General features: G+C 41.4%; 17 protein-coding genes, 1 tRNA gene and 1 riboswitch. Of the genes, 7 read left to right on the forward strand and 11 right to left on the reverse strand.

Translation table 11 applies throughout. From position 1 onward, the window contains the following. Positions 1-73 precede the first annotated feature (73 nt). A riboswitch (TPP riboswitch) is annotated at positions 74-175 on the forward strand. A 98-nt stretch (positions 176-273) separates the two neighbouring features. Further along, positions 274-849: an energy-coupled thiamine transporter ThiT gene (gene thiT, locus ACQYAC_RS08290; protein ID WP_012011009.1), complete on the forward strand. Its 576-nt coding sequence runs from the start codon at positions 274-276 to the stop codon at positions 847-849. Between the two features lie 240 nt (positions 850-1,089). Here the strand turns inward: thiT and ACQYAC_RS08295 are convergent, their stop codons facing one another. Further along, on the reverse strand, positions 1,090-1,644 hold the full coding sequence (locus ACQYAC_RS08295; protein WP_429943085.1) for an N-acetyltransferase family protein: 555 nt from the start codon (positions 1,642-1,644) through the stop codon (positions 1,090-1,092). A 169-nt stretch (positions 1,645-1,813) separates the two neighbouring features. Here ACQYAC_RS08295 and ACQYAC_RS08300 point away from each other — a divergent pair, with 169 nt between their 5' ends. From ACQYAC_RS08300 to ftsW, 3 genes are read left to right on the forward strand one after another with little or no spacing between them, the layout of a single operon-like run. Beyond that, the gene (locus ACQYAC_RS08300; protein WP_429943086.1) at positions 1,814-2,449 is read left to right on the forward strand and encodes a DUF1232 domain-containing protein; all 636 of its coding nucleotides are present in this window, start codon (positions 1,814-1,816) and stop codon (positions 2,447-2,449) included. Positions 2,450-2,463: 14 nt separating this feature from the next. Further along, positions 2,464-3,618 carry a rod shape-determining protein RodA gene (rodA, locus tag ACQYAC_RS08305; RefSeq protein WP_429943087.1) on the forward strand — a complete coding sequence of 385 codons (1,155 nt, stop codon included), beginning with the start codon at positions 2,464-2,466 and terminating at the stop codon, positions 3,616-3,618. A 2-nt stretch (positions 3,619-3,620) separates the two neighbouring features. Beyond that, the gene (ftsW, locus tag ACQYAC_RS08310; RefSeq protein WP_429943942.1) at positions 3,621-4,757 is read left to right on the forward strand and encodes a putative lipid II flippase FtsW; all 1,137 of its coding nucleotides are present in this window, start codon (positions 3,621-3,623) and stop codon (positions 4,755-4,757) included. Between the two features lie 30 nt (positions 4,758-4,787). Here the strand turns inward: ftsW and ACQYAC_RS08315 are convergent, their stop codons facing one another. Further along, on the reverse strand, positions 4,788-6,335 hold the full coding sequence (locus ACQYAC_RS08315) for a flotillin family protein (RefSeq protein ID WP_003213366.1): 1,548 nt from the start codon (positions 6,333-6,335) through the stop codon (positions 4,788-4,790). A gap of 11 nt (positions 6,336-6,346) precedes the next feature. Further along, a complete protein-coding gene (locus tag ACQYAC_RS08320) occupies positions 6,347-6,877 on the reverse strand; it encodes a hypothetical protein (protein WP_429943088.1) in 531 nt (176 codons plus the stop codon). A gap of 204 nt (positions 6,878-7,081) precedes the next feature. Here ACQYAC_RS08320 and ACQYAC_RS08325 point away from each other — a divergent pair, with 204 nt between their 5' ends. Continuing rightward, complete coding sequence (locus ACQYAC_RS08325; RefSeq protein ID WP_429943089.1) at positions 7,082-7,561, forward strand: DinB family protein; 480 nt, start codon at positions 7,082-7,084, stop codon at positions 7,559-7,561. Positions 7,562-7,600: 39 nt separating this feature from the next. On the opposite strand, the gene ACQYAC_RS08330 is transcribed toward ACQYAC_RS08325, so the two are convergent. Together ACQYAC_RS08330 and betB are read right to left on the reverse strand one after the other, a co-directional pair. Then, entirely contained in the window at positions 7,601-8,809 is a 1,209-nt protein-coding gene (locus ACQYAC_RS08330; RefSeq protein ID WP_429943090.1) for an iron-containing alcohol dehydrogenase, read from the reverse strand. Between the two features lie 27 nt (positions 8,810-8,836). Then, positions 8,837-10,306 (reverse strand): betaine-aldehyde dehydrogenase, encoded by a 1,470-nt coding sequence (gene betB / locus ACQYAC_RS08335; protein ID WP_429943091.1) that lies wholly within the window; start codon positions 10,304-10,306, stop codon positions 8,837-8,839. A 207-nt stretch (positions 10,307-10,513) separates the two neighbouring features. Here betB and cudC point away from each other — a divergent pair, with 207 nt between their 5' ends. Together cudC and ACQYAC_RS08345 are read left to right on the forward strand one after the other, a co-directional pair. Beyond that, positions 10,514-11,071 carry a choline uptake/conversion transcriptional regulator CudC gene (cudC, locus tag ACQYAC_RS08340; RefSeq protein WP_429943092.1) on the forward strand — a complete coding sequence of 186 codons (558 nt, stop codon included), beginning with the start codon at positions 10,514-10,516 and terminating at the stop codon, positions 11,069-11,071. Between the two features lie 72 nt (positions 11,072-11,143). Further along, a tRNA-Ala gene (locus ACQYAC_RS08345) sits at positions 11,144-11,215 on the forward strand. A gap of 52 nt (positions 11,216-11,267) precedes the next feature. On the opposite strand, the gene ACQYAC_RS08350 is transcribed toward ACQYAC_RS08345, so the two are convergent. The 6 genes from ACQYAC_RS08350 to ACQYAC_RS08375 form a co-directional block, all read right to left on the reverse strand. Next, positions 11,268-11,456: a hypothetical protein gene (locus ACQYAC_RS08350; RefSeq protein ID WP_429943093.1), complete on the reverse strand. Its 189-nt coding sequence runs from the start codon at positions 11,454-11,456 to the stop codon at positions 11,268-11,270. A gap of 115 nt (positions 11,457-11,571) precedes the next feature. After that, on the reverse strand, positions 11,572-12,375 hold the full coding sequence (locus tag ACQYAC_RS08355) for a peptidoglycan recognition protein family protein (RefSeq protein WP_429943094.1): 804 nt from the start codon (positions 12,373-12,375) through the stop codon (positions 11,572-11,574). Positions 12,376-12,394: 19 nt separating this feature from the next. Beyond that, a complete protein-coding gene (locus ACQYAC_RS08360) occupies positions 12,395-12,658 on the reverse strand; it encodes a phage holin (protein WP_003212734.1) in 264 nt (87 codons plus the stop codon). An 11-nt stretch (positions 12,659-12,669) separates the two neighbouring features. Beyond that, positions 12,670-12,882: a BhlA/UviB family holin-like peptide gene (locus tag ACQYAC_RS08365; protein WP_429943095.1), complete on the reverse strand. Its 213-nt coding sequence runs from the start codon at positions 12,880-12,882 to the stop codon at positions 12,670-12,672. Between the two features lie 36 nt (positions 12,883-12,918). Then, positions 12,919-13,062: an XkdX family protein gene (locus tag ACQYAC_RS08370; RefSeq protein ID WP_429943096.1), complete on the reverse strand. Its 144-nt coding sequence runs from the start codon at positions 13,060-13,062 to the stop codon at positions 12,919-12,921. Beyond that, entirely contained in the window at positions 13,059-13,379 is a 321-nt protein-coding gene (locus ACQYAC_RS08375) for a hypothetical protein (protein WP_429943097.1), read from the reverse strand. Before ACQYAC_RS08375 ends, ACQYAC_RS08370 begins: the two co-directional genes overlap by 4 nt.

The following is a 13,379-nucleotide window of genomic DNA, read 5'->3' on the forward strand; positions in this document are numbered from 1 at the left end:
AAATTGATTGTCACAGGAATTCTCTATTGTTGATCCTGAATGTCTTTAGTATATTTATAATAGAAGAAAACTAAATAACCGCAGGGGGAGCTTTGTGCTGAGAGTGGACACTCGTTGTTCTGACCCTTTGAACCTGTCAGTTAATACTGAAGTAGGAATGTGGATTCTATTGAATACATGTGGTGTATTCAACTCGATATGTTTTTCTATGAATAACATACTCATCCTTACACGGTCTCTCCTTGCTCAATTCATGAAAAGGGAGATTTTTTTATGCAGCAATCAAATCAATTGGTACGACTGATGGAAATCGCAATTATGACTTCACTTGCACTAGTATTAGATTACTTATCAGGTCTCTTTTTAAGAATGCCGAACGGCGGATCTCTTGCGCTGATTATGATACCTGTCATTCTTATGTCTATTAGATGGGGAATATCAACCGGGTTTATCATTGGTGTGCTTATTGCAGGCCTTCAGCTGATGAATGGCCCTATTATCGCTACACCAGTTCAAGGATTTCTCGATTATTTCGTCGCATCTGTTGTCATTTCCCTAAGCGGCCTCTTTGCTGGATTGATTAAAAAAGCCATTCAGGATCAAAAGCGAAAGCAGCAATTCTTCTATATTACCTTATCCGTATTTGTTGCAAGTTTCTTCAGACTGTTGACGTTCTTTATTTCTGGTGTTGTTTTCTTTTCTCAGTATGCACCAAAAGGAACACCGGGTTGGGTTTATTCTTTAATTTATAACAGCACATATATGGTTCCTTCATTTATTATTTGCAGTATTGTTCTTTGCATACTCATACCAAGTGCATCTCGTTTGGTTTTCCCTCACAAAAAATAACTGGCTGATTTCAGCTGGTTATTTTTTTATGCATAATTTGCCGCTCTATGGAATCTATTAATAGTAGAAGATTTCATGTTGGAGGTACGCCAATGAACCCTTACTCCATTATGCTGTGCTGTTATATTCTCAGTCTTGCTTATTTTTTGGCCGGTTTCTATGAAGCTTTAAAAATAGCAGGAATAAAAGGAAAAGTAGAAGCTTCTCCTCTTATCTCTTATATGCTGCTAGCTGTGCTTTTCACTTTTTTCTCTCATTATTATTGGAAGCTAACGATTTAATTCGGTGTACATGGTCATTTAATACCGGCAGCTCCCACCCATACCCTATTTCATTATGCTTCTCGCCAGCCAGCTCGAACTGGCTGGTAACGACAAAATGAGGTTGAAGCTTTTGATAAAAATGCTTTGCCGAATTTTGTTCAAACACCCACAGCATTATATTCTGATACCCTTTCTCTATTAAAAAACGCACTCCTTCTGAAATTAAAGCAATACCTGCTCCTGATTTCTGTTTCTCTTGCAATAGATAGATCGCATAAAGTTCTCCATCATATGTTGGATAGCGCTCATCACGTTGTTTTCCAAAAGAAGCAAAACCAAATACCCCCTCGTCATCTTCTGCGACAAACGTCCCTTCAAGTGACCTTCTTCTCCAGCTCTCTTCCTTATCTTCTATCTGTAAACCATCCAAATAATCCTGATTAATAATGCCTTGATAAGTCGTCTGCCAGCTCTTCACATGTATTTCGGCGATTTTAGGAATATCTTGTTGTACAGCATGTCTCACCTTCATCCGCGCCACTCCTTCTCACTGTTTTCACTCTATCTTTATTATGATAAATTCCTATTTCCTAAAATTCAATCAATAATTGATATCTGTTGACATTTTGTCAACACGCCTTTATATTGGGTACGACTTCTTCTATAGAAGAGTTGATACATCATACAAAGGATGGCGTAAAATGGATACTAAAACAACTGAGCTTGGGCACCTCTTAAAGGAAAGATTGCAACAACGATCTCTATCTTTAAGAGAGCTCAGCACATACACAGAAATTGATAAAGCGACACTGTCTCGAATCATGAATGGAAAAAGAAAACCAACTTTGAATCATCTGCAGCGACTTTCAGATTCTCTGAACCTATCATTAGATCAACTATTAGCTGGTGCAGGGTTTCCAATCAAAAACGAAAAAGTACATAGTGATACGTTCATACAAACGGTCGTAGAGATCGAAACAACACTGAAAGATCAGGAGGTCTACGACGGTACATTTAGTCAGGCCAATTTGAAACAAAAGCTAAACGAATATGAGACCTATAGCCAAACAAACGAGGGAAAAGAAACGATATCGGCAAAGTTTGAGAAAAAGATGGAGGCGCTAAACGGCGTCGGGCCATTCCTTCAGCATTTGAATGACATGTACAGCTTATTTATGACCAGACGAGGTACTTCTCGAGAATTAATGCTGATGGGGGGCGCACTCCTTTATTTCATTATGCCTGTTGACTTAATACCAGATTATATTTTTCCGATCGGCTACATTGATGATGCTGCGGCTGTGAAAATCGTCATAGAGCAGCTGACAAATAGGTAACAGGAAAAGAAGCTATGAAAAAACAGTACAGCATTGACTTCATCCTTTTACTCACTGTGATTTGTTTATTTGTCATCAGCCTGATAGCTGTATATAGCGGATCGGGCCAGTATGAAACGCAGGACTTGTTTTATTTCGTCAAAAGACAAATCTTCTGGTATATCGTCGGCTTTGGTCTCATGGCAATAGCTGCATACTTTGATTATGAATTGCTTGAGCGGTTATCTTTTCGGTTATTTGCAGGTGGTATTTTCCTCATTATTCTTGTGCACTTTTTTGGAACGAGTCAAAACGGATCGCAAAGGTGGATCAGCTTCGGTTCAATCAAAGTTCAGCCATCAGAGTTCATGAAAATTTTTATGATATTGCTTCTAGCGGCTGTGCTGAACCAATACAAGCACCGGCGCTTTTCGTTTAAAGAAAGCATCATTCCCACAAGTAAAGTCGTTTGCTGGACCGTTGTCCCTTTTTTCCTCATCTTAATTCAGCCTGATTTAGGGACAGCGCTCGTGATATTATCTATCGCCTTTACACTGATGCTTGTGTCAGGGATTTCTAGCAAGATGATGGCCGCATTAACGGCTTCTTTTCTGGCACTTCTTTCATTTTTGGTCTACTTACACAACGAGCACTTTGAGCTTTTCACAAAAATCATTAAGCCTCACCAGCTTGATCGCATTTATGGCTGGCTCTCTCCCGATGAATTTGATTCGACATACGGGTATCAGCTGAAACAATCGATGCTCGGCATTGGATCAGGTCAATTATCAGGAAGCGGTTTTACAAAGGGGCATCAAGTACAAGGCGGTAATATCCCCGAAGCGCATACGGATTTTATATTCGCCGTCATTGGTGAGGAGTTTGGTTTTATCGGCGCTTCCCTTTTGATGTGTTTGTACTTAACGATGATTTATCGAATTATTCATGTGGCTATGCACGCGAATACGCTTTATGGCTTGTACATATGTGCAGGAGTCGTTGGGCTGATCGTGTTTCAAGTTTTCCAAAACGTAGGGATGACAGTCGGTTTAATGCCTGTGACGGGACTCGCACTTCCTTTTATCAGCTATGGAGGCAGTGCGCTATTGACTAACATGATCGCCATTGGCCTCGTGTTTAGTGTCAATATCAGGTCATCATCCTATATGTTTGGAGACAATTGGAATTGAAGATGGTGGCATTTCTTCTATCTCATCTCAAAAGAGTCGACCTCGTTCTTGTTGGAACAATTGTATTCCTCAGTTTATTTGGCTTACTGATGGTGTACAGTGCAAGTTATCCTTTAGGAGAAGTGAAGTATGAGAAGGGCAGCTATTTCTTTATCAAACAATGGCAATGGCTCCTGATTGGGGGATTATTTTTCTTCATTGCTGCTCTTTTCCCTTATCAGATTTATCGTAAATGGATGAAATGGCTTGTCATGCTGTCATTGCTATGTCTCATCCTAGTCCTGATTCCTGGAATCGGTGTTGTCAAAAACAATTCACAGCGGTGGATTCAGCTGGGTTCTCTTATGCTCCAACCATCTGAAGCTGTGAAACTAGTGATGGTGATTTATTTTGCCTATGTGTACGCGAAAAAACAGGCGTACATTACATCTTTTAAAAAAGGCGTACTGCCGCCACTGATCCTTTTAAGTCTTGTATTTTTATTAATCTTGAAACAGCCTGATTTAGGCACAGCTGTGTCTATTTTGTTGAGCTGCGGCATTATTTTATTGTGCGCTGGGCTGAAAACGCGCCATCTCATTTTGCTAGGATCGACTGCCGCAGCGGGCATCACTTTTTTTGCAGTGACAGCTCCTTACCGTTTGAAGCGGCTGACTTCTTTTCGTGATCCTTTTCAGTATGAAGATGGAGATGGCTATCAGCTGATTCATTCTTATCTCGCAATGAATTCAGGCGGGCTGACAGGGAATGGCTTAGGCGGGAGCATTCAAAAGCTAGGCTTTCTTCCTGAAGCGCATACGGATTTTATTATGGCCATTATCAGTGAAGAGCTGGGCATTATGGGGATTTTGATTGTGATGGGCGCATATCTACTCATCATGTATCGCGCATTGCGAATTGTGCAGGCTTTACATGACCCTTTTGGAAAACTGTTAACGATTGGGCTTACATTTCAAATCATGCTCCAAGCAGTCTTTAATTTAGGCGCTGTCTTTGGTCTTCTTCCGATCACAGGCATTCCGCTTCCCTTCATTAGTTATGGCGGCTCCTCCCTAGTGTTCATGATGATATCTGCTGGTATTCTCGTAAATCTTTCTTCATATGTAAAAAGGCATCCATATCGAGCGTATGCCAAATAGACACCTTCTGATGGAAGGTGTCTATTGATTTTATTCTTCTATTTGAGTATCAGCGATCTCTTTTTTTCTTGGCTGTTTGATTTCATTCGTTAGTTCCTGAATGCTTTGCTTCACATTACCTTTGCCGGAAAAGTTCTCAATAATTTCTTTGACATCAATTCCAGAGGATGCTTTCAGACTTTCTTGCAGACTGGACATGAGGTTTGTAGCATAGCCAGTGACTTTATTGGCACCGCTGCCTTCTCCGTTACCTCCCGTATCCACAACTGTAATTTTATCAATGTTAGAAAGTGGTGCAGATACTTGCTTCGCATATTCAGGAAGCATTTTCACAATCATATCAAGGATTGCTGCCTGACCATATTGTTCGAATGCTTCAGCGATTTTCTCTTTCGCTTCGGCTTCCGCAAGTCCTTTCAGTCTAATGACTTCGGCTTCCGTTTCCCCTTTTGCACGATCAGCTTCCGCTTTAGCAAGCCCGTCAATTCGGACTTTCTCAGCTTCTGCTTTTGCCATTGCTTCAATGCTGTATTTCTTGGCATCTGCTTCTGCGAGGCGTTTCGCTTTTTCCGCCGCAGCTGACTGCTCAACCGCATAACGATCCGCATCTGCTTTCTTTTTCACTTCAGAATCGTATTGACGCTCACGACGCTGAATCTCTTTTTCTTCTAATTCAATTTGCTTCTGACGTTCAATGATTTTTACTTGCATTTCTTGTTCAGTTACGTGCTGACGATTACGAGCTGTTTCAAGATCGTACGCTTGGTCGGCACTTGCTTTTGCTGTATCTTGTTCACGTCTGAATTCTGCTCTTTTCAGTTCATTGATCTTTTCTGCTTCAGCGATTTCAGTGGCACGCTCAAGCTCAGATTTCTTCGCATCTTTATCTGCTTCTGCACGTTTGATACGTGTTTCTTTATCTGCTTCTGCTGTTGCGATATCTGCATCGCGTTTCACTTGGGCAATTCTAGGTTTACCTAATGATTCTAAATAGCCATTTTTATCACGGACATCTTTGATGGTAAACGATACAATGACAAGACCCATTTTCGCTAGATCTTGAGAAGCGACACGCTGTACTTCTTGAGAAAATTTCTCTCTGTTTTTATAAATCTCTTCAACTGTCATTGACCCTAAAATGGAGCGAAGGTGTCCTTCTAGTACTTCTCTCGCTTCGTTTTCGCGGTCTTCTTTTGTTTTACCTAAAAATTGCTCTGCAGCAGTAGCAATTTCTTCAATCGATCCGCCAATTTTAATGATGGCCGTTCCGTCCGCCATGACTGGTACACCTTGTTCAGTATAGACTTCAGGTGTTGAAACATCTAGCTTGCTAGATAGTAAGCTGAGCGGCTCTGCTTGTTGAAAAACAGGGAGTACAAAGGTACCTCCGCCTCTTACAATCTTAATCTTGTTTCCACCTTCATCCACGTGGACATTTTTACTTCCGAGATAACTTCCTGTGACGATTAATGCTTCATCTGGACCAGCTGTCCGGTATTTCGAAACAAATACACCAATAAGTGCAATTAGAATCACAAGCACAATTCCAATGATAATTAAAATGGTTGTTCCTGGCATAGCATTCCCTCCTAGATTTCTTCATTTGGTATAACTGATAAGACGCCTTTGTTCACTTCGACGACCAGCACCCGGGTTCCATATGGAATCTCCTCTTCGTCGAAACTGACGGCAGGCTTTGAGATTTTCCCGCTATTACTAATTAACAGCACTTCTCCAAACCCATCTTTTGGAACAGATACAATGATCTCCCCAGTTCTTCCTTTTAAGTCGGCCTCCGTATATGAGAGAGATTCTTCAGCAGAGGAAAGCGGGACTAAGACAAATACATTCAAACAGGTCACAAGAACCACTGCGAGGATGGCAGATAAGACTGCACCAAGTCCACTCCCTACAATTGCTGTCTTTTCAGAGATAAACCCTCCAGCCGAGAAAAAGGTAAGAAATGCGAGGATTAATGTTGGTTGAAGGAATGGAACAGGAATCGCTTCAAACATTCCATCAAATACATCGCCGAAAAAGACGAAAACAAGTGTCAGGATTCCTGATATCATCAATATGTATAAATATAGCGTCTGAAGTGGCAGCCCGAACACATCCATCTTCCTCACCCTTTCTTCATGAAATGAACAGCCTTTGTTTCATTTAGACCATGCTCACCTCCAATGTATTCCTTCTAACAGGTAATACGAACCACTTTTGTAAAGGTTTCAAATTTCCTCACAATTCTTCACAGGAATTCAACGATAGCTCAAGAATGATTGTCATGTACCCGTATGTTAAAATTTGATCTTGAGGTGATGAAAATGAGTTTATTACATGATGCAAGACAAGAATTGTGGCAAGAGCTGCAAGGTTTGAACGAAGAACAATTGAATCAAAAATTATCTGATGATACTTGGAGTATTCAAGAGGTGGCAGATCATTTAAAGAAGATGGACCTCGTGGCAGCAAAACATCTAGCTGCTGAGGGAAAAAAAGCACCGATTAAAGAATACGAGCCAAAGCCGGTGGAAATGGCAGAGGATCGTTCGAAAAAAGCCACTGCGCCCAGTATTGTTGACCCTGAGCACAAGCATGTGACACCTACACATTTAAAGGATGAGCTCGATACAGCACGTGAGAAGCTCAATCAAATTTTATCAACATTTACTGAGGATGATTTCAAGCGAGTCATTGCTCATCCTGTGTTTGAAGAATTATCCCTTAAGCAATATCTTGATTTTATCGGCGCACATGAAAAACGCCATATTCATCAAATCAAAGAAATTAAAGAACAGCTATAAGACATAAAAAGACTCCCTTTTGGGAGCCTTTTTTCATTGTTACACTGTTTTAGGCGTTAGATCAAAACAGCGCGCATAAATCCAGTTGTACGCTTTTTCGTTTAGATCTCTTGGGTTTCCAATTGTTTGCGGATCTTTCATTGCTTCTTTAGATAAGCGGTCAATCATATCTTTTGATACACCTTGTTCTTCTAATGAAGGAACTTCTAGGTCTTCCACTAAATCATACATCCAGTTCACTGCTGCTTTGGCGGCTTCCTCTGTTGACATTCGGCTAATATCAATTCCAAATGCTTGCGCAATACGAGCAAATTTTTCGGGATGCCCCTTCCAGTTATACTCCATCACCGGTCCCATCATTGCTGCAACACACTGGCCGTGCGCTACAGGAATAATGCCTCCGAGTGTTTGACTCATCGCATGTGCAGCACCTGCTGATTCGCTTCCATAAGAAAGCCCGGCAAGCATTGCAGCTTGTGCCATTCCATATCTGGCTTCTAAGTCTTCGCCATCAGCAAAGGCACGGCGAATGTAATGAGCTGCATATTCAATGGCCATGAGCGCGACCGCATCTGTAATGGGCTGAGCAAATTTCATTGTATAGCATTCAATGGCGTGTGCAAGTGCATCAATTCCAGTCATTGCTGTCACATGAGGCGGCATGGATACATGAAGCTCTGGATCAATGACGGTGAGGTGAGCTGCAATGAGCGGGCCACCTGTGTTGAATTTGAATTCTCTTTCTTCATCTGTAATTACTGCCCACTGCGTCACTTCTGAACCTGTACCAGCCGTTGTTGGAATAGTAGTTAAAGGCGGGACTCTCTTTTCAAGCGGTTTTTTCCCCTCTGCCGCTTCGTAATCAAGGACTGAGCCTTCATGCGTCGCTTCTACACCGATCGCCTTCGCTGTATCCATTGAGCTTCCGCCACCTACTGCGACTAATCCATTACAGCCTTCTTTTTCATATAACGAAGAGCCTTCATTCACTAAACGGACTGGCGGGTTTGGCTCTACTTTATCAAATAGCACCACATCGATTTGTGCTTCTTTTAATGAAGCAATCACTGGCTCTACCACACCCGCTTGGTAAATACCTGGGTCTGTTACAAGCAATACCTTTGAAACACCGTATGCTTTTACTTCTTCCCCAACATGTTTCACTGCACCGATGCCATGTTTAATGACAGTCGGAATTTCAAACGTATGGAATTTTTGCATGCTTTCAATTTTCATATTTAATGTCATAAAGAATCTCCTCCAAATGTGTGATTTTTATTGAAACCAGCGAATTGCTTCAGGTTTTGTATTACGATATACATGCTTCAGCTCCGTATATTCCTCGAGCCCGGTGCGTCCTAATTCACGTCCTAGACCTGATTGCTTATATCCACCCCAAGGAGCTTGAGCGAAATAAGGATGGAAATCATTGATCCAAACTGTGCCTAATCTTAATTGACGAGCGACTCTTTCGGCCTTGCTGATATCAGTAGACCACACGGCTCCTGCTAAACCATAAATCGTATCGTTTGCCAGTTCAATCACTTCTTCCTCTGTACGGAAGGATTCAACTGTCAATACTGGGCCAAAGACTTCTTCCTGAACAATCCGCATCTCTGACGTGCAGCCTGAGAAAATCGTTGGCAAGTAGAAGAACCCATTTGAAAGCTCCTCAGCGTCAGGTCTTTTTCCGCCTGTTTCTAATTTGGCGCCTTCATCTAACCCAATGCTGACGTATTTTTCTACTTTTTCTCGATGCTCAGCTGAGATGAGCGGTCCGCTCTGGGTTTCTTCATCAAAGCCGTTGCCTAGCTTGATTTTTTTCGTACGCTTCACCAGTTCTTCTAAAAATTCATCATGAATGGATTCTTCCACTAGCAAACGTGAACCTGCTGAACACACTTGTCCTGCATGGAAAAACACAGCATTCATTGCCTGGTCAACCGCTACGTCTAAATCAGCATCTTGAAACACAATATTCGGATTTTTCCCGCCGAGCTCAAGGGCGATTTTCTTCACATTCCCACTGGCTCCCTGCATGATTTTCTTACCTGTTTCAATACCGCCTGTAAATGAAATCAAATCGACATGATCATTCACAGCAAGCTCATCACCAACCGTTGCACCTGGTCCAAGGACTAGGTTCGCAACCCCTGCTGGAATGCCTGCTTCTTCCATGAGTTTGAATACTTTGATCGTAGTAAGTGGTGTGATTTCACTTGGTTTTAATACGATTGTGTTCCCCGCTGCAAGAGCAGGTGCAATTTTCCAGCTTGCTTGAAGCAATGGATAGTTCCATGGAGTAATTTGCCCGCATACACCGACAGGCTCTCTGACCAATTCGCTTTTAGAGTTCGGAATTGGCGATGCAATGATTTCCCCGCCATCTTTGTCGGCAAGCCCTGCATAATATTGGAACACGTTCGCAATATCGTCCATATCAGCTTTGCTTTCCTCTACTGTTTTTCCAGTATCAAGCGATTCTAATTTGGCTAGTTCATCAAGATCACGCCTAATCAATTCAGCAATCTTAAACACCATATTTCCTCTTTCAAGTCCAGGCAAGTTTGCCCAATCACCTTGATCGAAGGCTTTTCTTGCTGCTTTAATGGCTAGCTGCGCGTCATTTCTTGATCCTTCACTAACTGTTTCGATCACTTCTTGATTAAATGGATTAATGATATCCCGCGTGTCGCCACTTTTGGCGCCAACCCATTGTCCATCTATAAATAGTGTTTGACTCATAGAAGGAACCTCCTCTGATTCTCTTTGGTAAGTTTGTTAAATAAAAATTTAACGTTTTGAACATAATTAACGTATCATGTTCAAATTTTTCTGTCAAAGGGAGATATGCTTCATTTTCTTTTGACATTTTGCATTCTTTCGTTAACATATAGTCCATAAAGATTTTTTTGAACGTATTGAATTCTCTTAATAGAAAGCAGGGACAAGATGAAAAAGCAGGAACAGCCGCAAGCAGAAGAGCGTATTTTAGCTGCTAAAGATCTAGTCATTGATTCCATAGCTGAAACGATGGATCTCTATGGAATTACACGAAGTGCTGGTATTCTTTATGGGACCATGTATTTAAATGAAGAAATGACGCTGGATGAAATGCGTGAAGAGCTGCAAATGAGCAAACCAAGTATGAGTACGGGTGTGAAAAAACTGCAAGACATGAATATTGTCAAAAAGACCTTTCACCGAGGACGAAGAAAACATAGCTTTGTTGCTGAAAAGGACTTTTTTAAGTTTTTCATGAACTTCTTTCCGCAAAAATGGGAACGAGAGGTCGAGGTCAATTTAGCGGCGATTGAAGAAGCACAAGTGCGGCTTCAAGAGGTGGCTCGTGATGATCAGCTGGAGGAACATATAAGAGAGGAAGCGCAGGAGCTCATTGAGCAGCTTGAAAGTTCTAAAGCCTACTATGACTGGCTGAGACGCTTAGCAGACTCTGTTCATTCAGGGGAAATCTTTGACTATATCCCGATTAAACTGAAAGATAAATAGACGATGTGTGTGCGTTTTAAAGCTTGAATTTTACAGGAGGATTGATTATAATAAATTATGTCGTAATACATCGGGGCGTTAGTTCAGTGGGAGAATATTTCGCTGGCAGCGAAAGGGTCAGGGGTTCGAATCCCCTACGCTCCATACGAAAAACCATTCTTGAGAGATCAAGGATGGTTTTTTATGTATAAATTTCTTACAGCTCTGTTTGTTCTTTGTTTTTTCTTGAGCCTAATATCTTTATGATGCGGTACGTGATCACAGAGACATAAGCTGTGATGAGAATCATTGTGTAAGACACAGGAAAATCGCTCGTCATTCCGTGATAAATGAAATAGATGAGTAGCACTGACAGCATGATTACTTGGAACAGTTCCTTTTTCACTTTACTCTCCCCTCATGATCGTGATTTGGTCGATTATATCACAAATGATGTCATTTTTTGTTAGCTATCAGCAAGGGGAAAATCTATTCACCTGCTGATAGCCCTTTTTGAATGATCATTTTTTCAGCAACTGTTCCATTTTGCTCTTCGTCTTCGGACCGTAAATCCCGTCTGCCGCTAGACTATACATGAGCTGGAACCGCTTGACCGCATTCGCTGTTTTTGGTCCATAATAGCCATCAACACCGTTGTTTTTTGCCCCTTTGTCTGGGTAAAAATAGAGGGAAGATAAGGCTTTTTGCACAGCTGTGACTTGTGCTCCTTTTGTTAGGGGCTTGGTTATTTTTAAGATGCCAGATGGCAGATTTGACGATTTCTGTTTAGAAACTGGTGCTTTGTGACTCAAGCTCTCTGTTCGAACTGGCTTTCTTGTCCTTTTGCTGACGGTATGGGCTGTGGCTATTCCAGCTTTAAATTGATCCCACCGTCCGAGCAATTTCCTTGGACATTCTTTCCCGCTCCAATGTTTATGAGGCACTACATTTGATAAAGGAATCCGCAAATCGCCCATTAGCTTTCGAATGAGCCATTGGGCGTTTTCGACTGCTTGTTCAAAGTTGCCGTCTGTATTTTCGCAAATTTCAATTCCGATTGATTTCATATTGCCATTGCCTCTTCCATCTCCTGCATGCCATCCATTCTCGGTTAACGGTAAATGCTGATAAATGACCTGATCGTCGACAGTGTAATGCCAGCTGACCCCAGTACTTGAACGCGTAACAAACGCAGCGTGACTCCCCGCATTTGCACCTTTTGCCGTGTTAGAGGTATTATGCACCGTAATATAGAGCGGCTTCATCGTATTTCCTGGTCTGTTGCGGTTGTGTTTTGGAATATAGGCTTGAATGATATTGACCATATTGTTTCTCCTTCAATGATTATTTGGTTAGCCCTCTTTGTTTCAGGGTATCTTTTTGTAATTGACCTTTGTAGGTCACATAATTGTTTTTAAACCAAGCGATAATGGCTGTCACCATCGTAAAAATGGTGGAACCTGCTACATATAGTGCCTCACCAGCGGTTTGTACTTGCTCCTCACTAATCGGCAGCACCGTCTGTCCAAACATGACAAGCGTTTGATTGATGAGTGCAATAAAAAGAAGCACTGTGCGAATCACAGTGCCTTTGTCGAATGTTTTCATGATGTTTCCTCCTATTTTAAATTCCGTTCAATTTTTTCGAGTTTGTCAATGACGACGTCATACTTTTCACTAAACTTTGCTAACACATCATTTTGCGCCTCGATTTGTTCATTGAGTTTGTTTTCTCGTTCTTTTGTTGTGTTGAGAACATAAAACAGAATCCAGCAAAAGAGAACAGCAAATGGGCCCTGTGTCATTAAGTTTTGAACGACATCTACTTCCATTGGAATCACCTTCTTTCCGGCAAAAAAATAAAGCCATTAGGCTTCGTATATTTCTCCAGTTATATTTTGATAGTCGTCTACCGAGATCCAGCCTATGCTTACATAAAATGCAATGTCCTCTGAGTCGTAACACTGCCAGTCCCAGAATTGTTTGATATCCGCTACAGTCGGAAACATCATTCTGAAGCACCTACTTTTTGCATAGTTAATAGCTGCGTTAGTTGTTTTGATAATAAAGCATTTTGTTTCTTTAAAAGCTCAATATCACTTGGCGGGAGAGATGCTGGTTTTAGGCTATCAATATACTCCTGTGTCGCTGATTCATACCATTGTTGTTTATCCACATCAAATGCAGCTTTATAAAAAGAAGGATTATTGGGTGGTGCAATTGTTGTGCATTGATCTGGAATAACATAATTGCCTTCATCATCCCTTTCGAACACTTCGATAGGTCTGACCAATTCATTTTGATGATTGTATTCATAGGCTTGTATCAT

The sequence above is a fragment of the Bacillus sp. MM09(2025) genome (assembly GCF_050496725.1).
Lineage (GTDB): Bacteria > Bacillota > Bacilli > Bacillales > Bacillaceae > Bacillus > Bacillus pumilus.

Bases quoted from the DNA above. Each gene is read 5' to 3' on its own strand.
- thiT (WP_012011009.1), top strand. From the start codon at position 274: ATGCAGCAATCAAATCAATTGGTACGACTGATGGAAATCGCAATTATG.
- ACQYAC_RS08295 (WP_429943085.1), bottom strand. From the start codon at position 1,644: ATGAAGGTGAGACATGCTGTACAACAAGATATTCCTAAAATCGCCGAA.
- ACQYAC_RS08300 (WP_429943086.1), top strand. From the start codon at position 1,814: ATGGATACTAAAACAACTGAGCTTGGGCACCTCTTAAAGGAAAGATTG.
- rodA (WP_429943087.1), top strand. From the start codon at position 2,464: ATGAAAAAACAGTACAGCATTGACTTCATCCTTTTACTCACTGTGATT.
- ftsW (WP_429943942.1), top strand. From the start codon at position 3,621: ATGGTGGCATTTCTTCTATCTCATCTCAAAAGAGTCGACCTCGTTCTT.
- ACQYAC_RS08315 (WP_003213366.1), bottom strand. From the start codon at position 6,335: ATGCCAGGAACAACCATTTTAATTATCATTGGAATTGTGCTTGTGATT.
- ACQYAC_RS08320 (WP_429943088.1), bottom strand. From the start codon at position 6,877: ATGGATGTGTTCGGGCTGCCACTTCAGACGCTATATTTATACATATTG.
- ACQYAC_RS08325 (WP_429943089.1), top strand. From the start codon at position 7,082: ATGAGTTTATTACATGATGCAAGACAAGAATTGTGGCAAGAGCTGCAA.
- ACQYAC_RS08330 (WP_429943090.1), bottom strand. From the start codon at position 8,809: ATGACATTAAATATGAAAATTGAAAGCATGCAAAAATTCCATACGTTT.
- betB (WP_429943091.1), bottom strand. From the start codon at position 10,306: ATGAGTCAAACACTATTTATAGATGGACAATGGGTTGGCGCCAAAAGT.
- cudC (WP_429943092.1), top strand. From the start codon at position 10,514: ATGAAAAAGCAGGAACAGCCGCAAGCAGAAGAGCGTATTTTAGCTGCT.
- ACQYAC_RS08355 (WP_429943094.1), bottom strand. From the start codon at position 12,375: ATGGTCAATATCATTCAAGCCTATATTCCAAAACACAACCGCAACAGA.
- ACQYAC_RS08360 (WP_003212734.1), bottom strand. From the start codon at position 12,658: ATGAAAACATTCGACAAAGGCACTGTGATTCGCACAGTGCTTCTTTTT.
- ACQYAC_RS08365 (WP_429943095.1), bottom strand. From the start codon at position 12,882: ATGGAAGTAGATGTCGTTCAAAACTTAATGACACAGGGCCCATTTGCT.
- ACQYAC_RS08370 (WP_429943096.1), bottom strand. From the start codon at position 13,062: ATGATGTTTCCGACTGTAGCGGATATCAAACAATTCTGGGACTGGCAG.
- ACQYAC_RS08375 (WP_429943097.1), bottom strand. From the start codon at position 13,379: ATGATACAAGCCTATGAATACAATCATCAAAATGAATTGGTCAGACCT.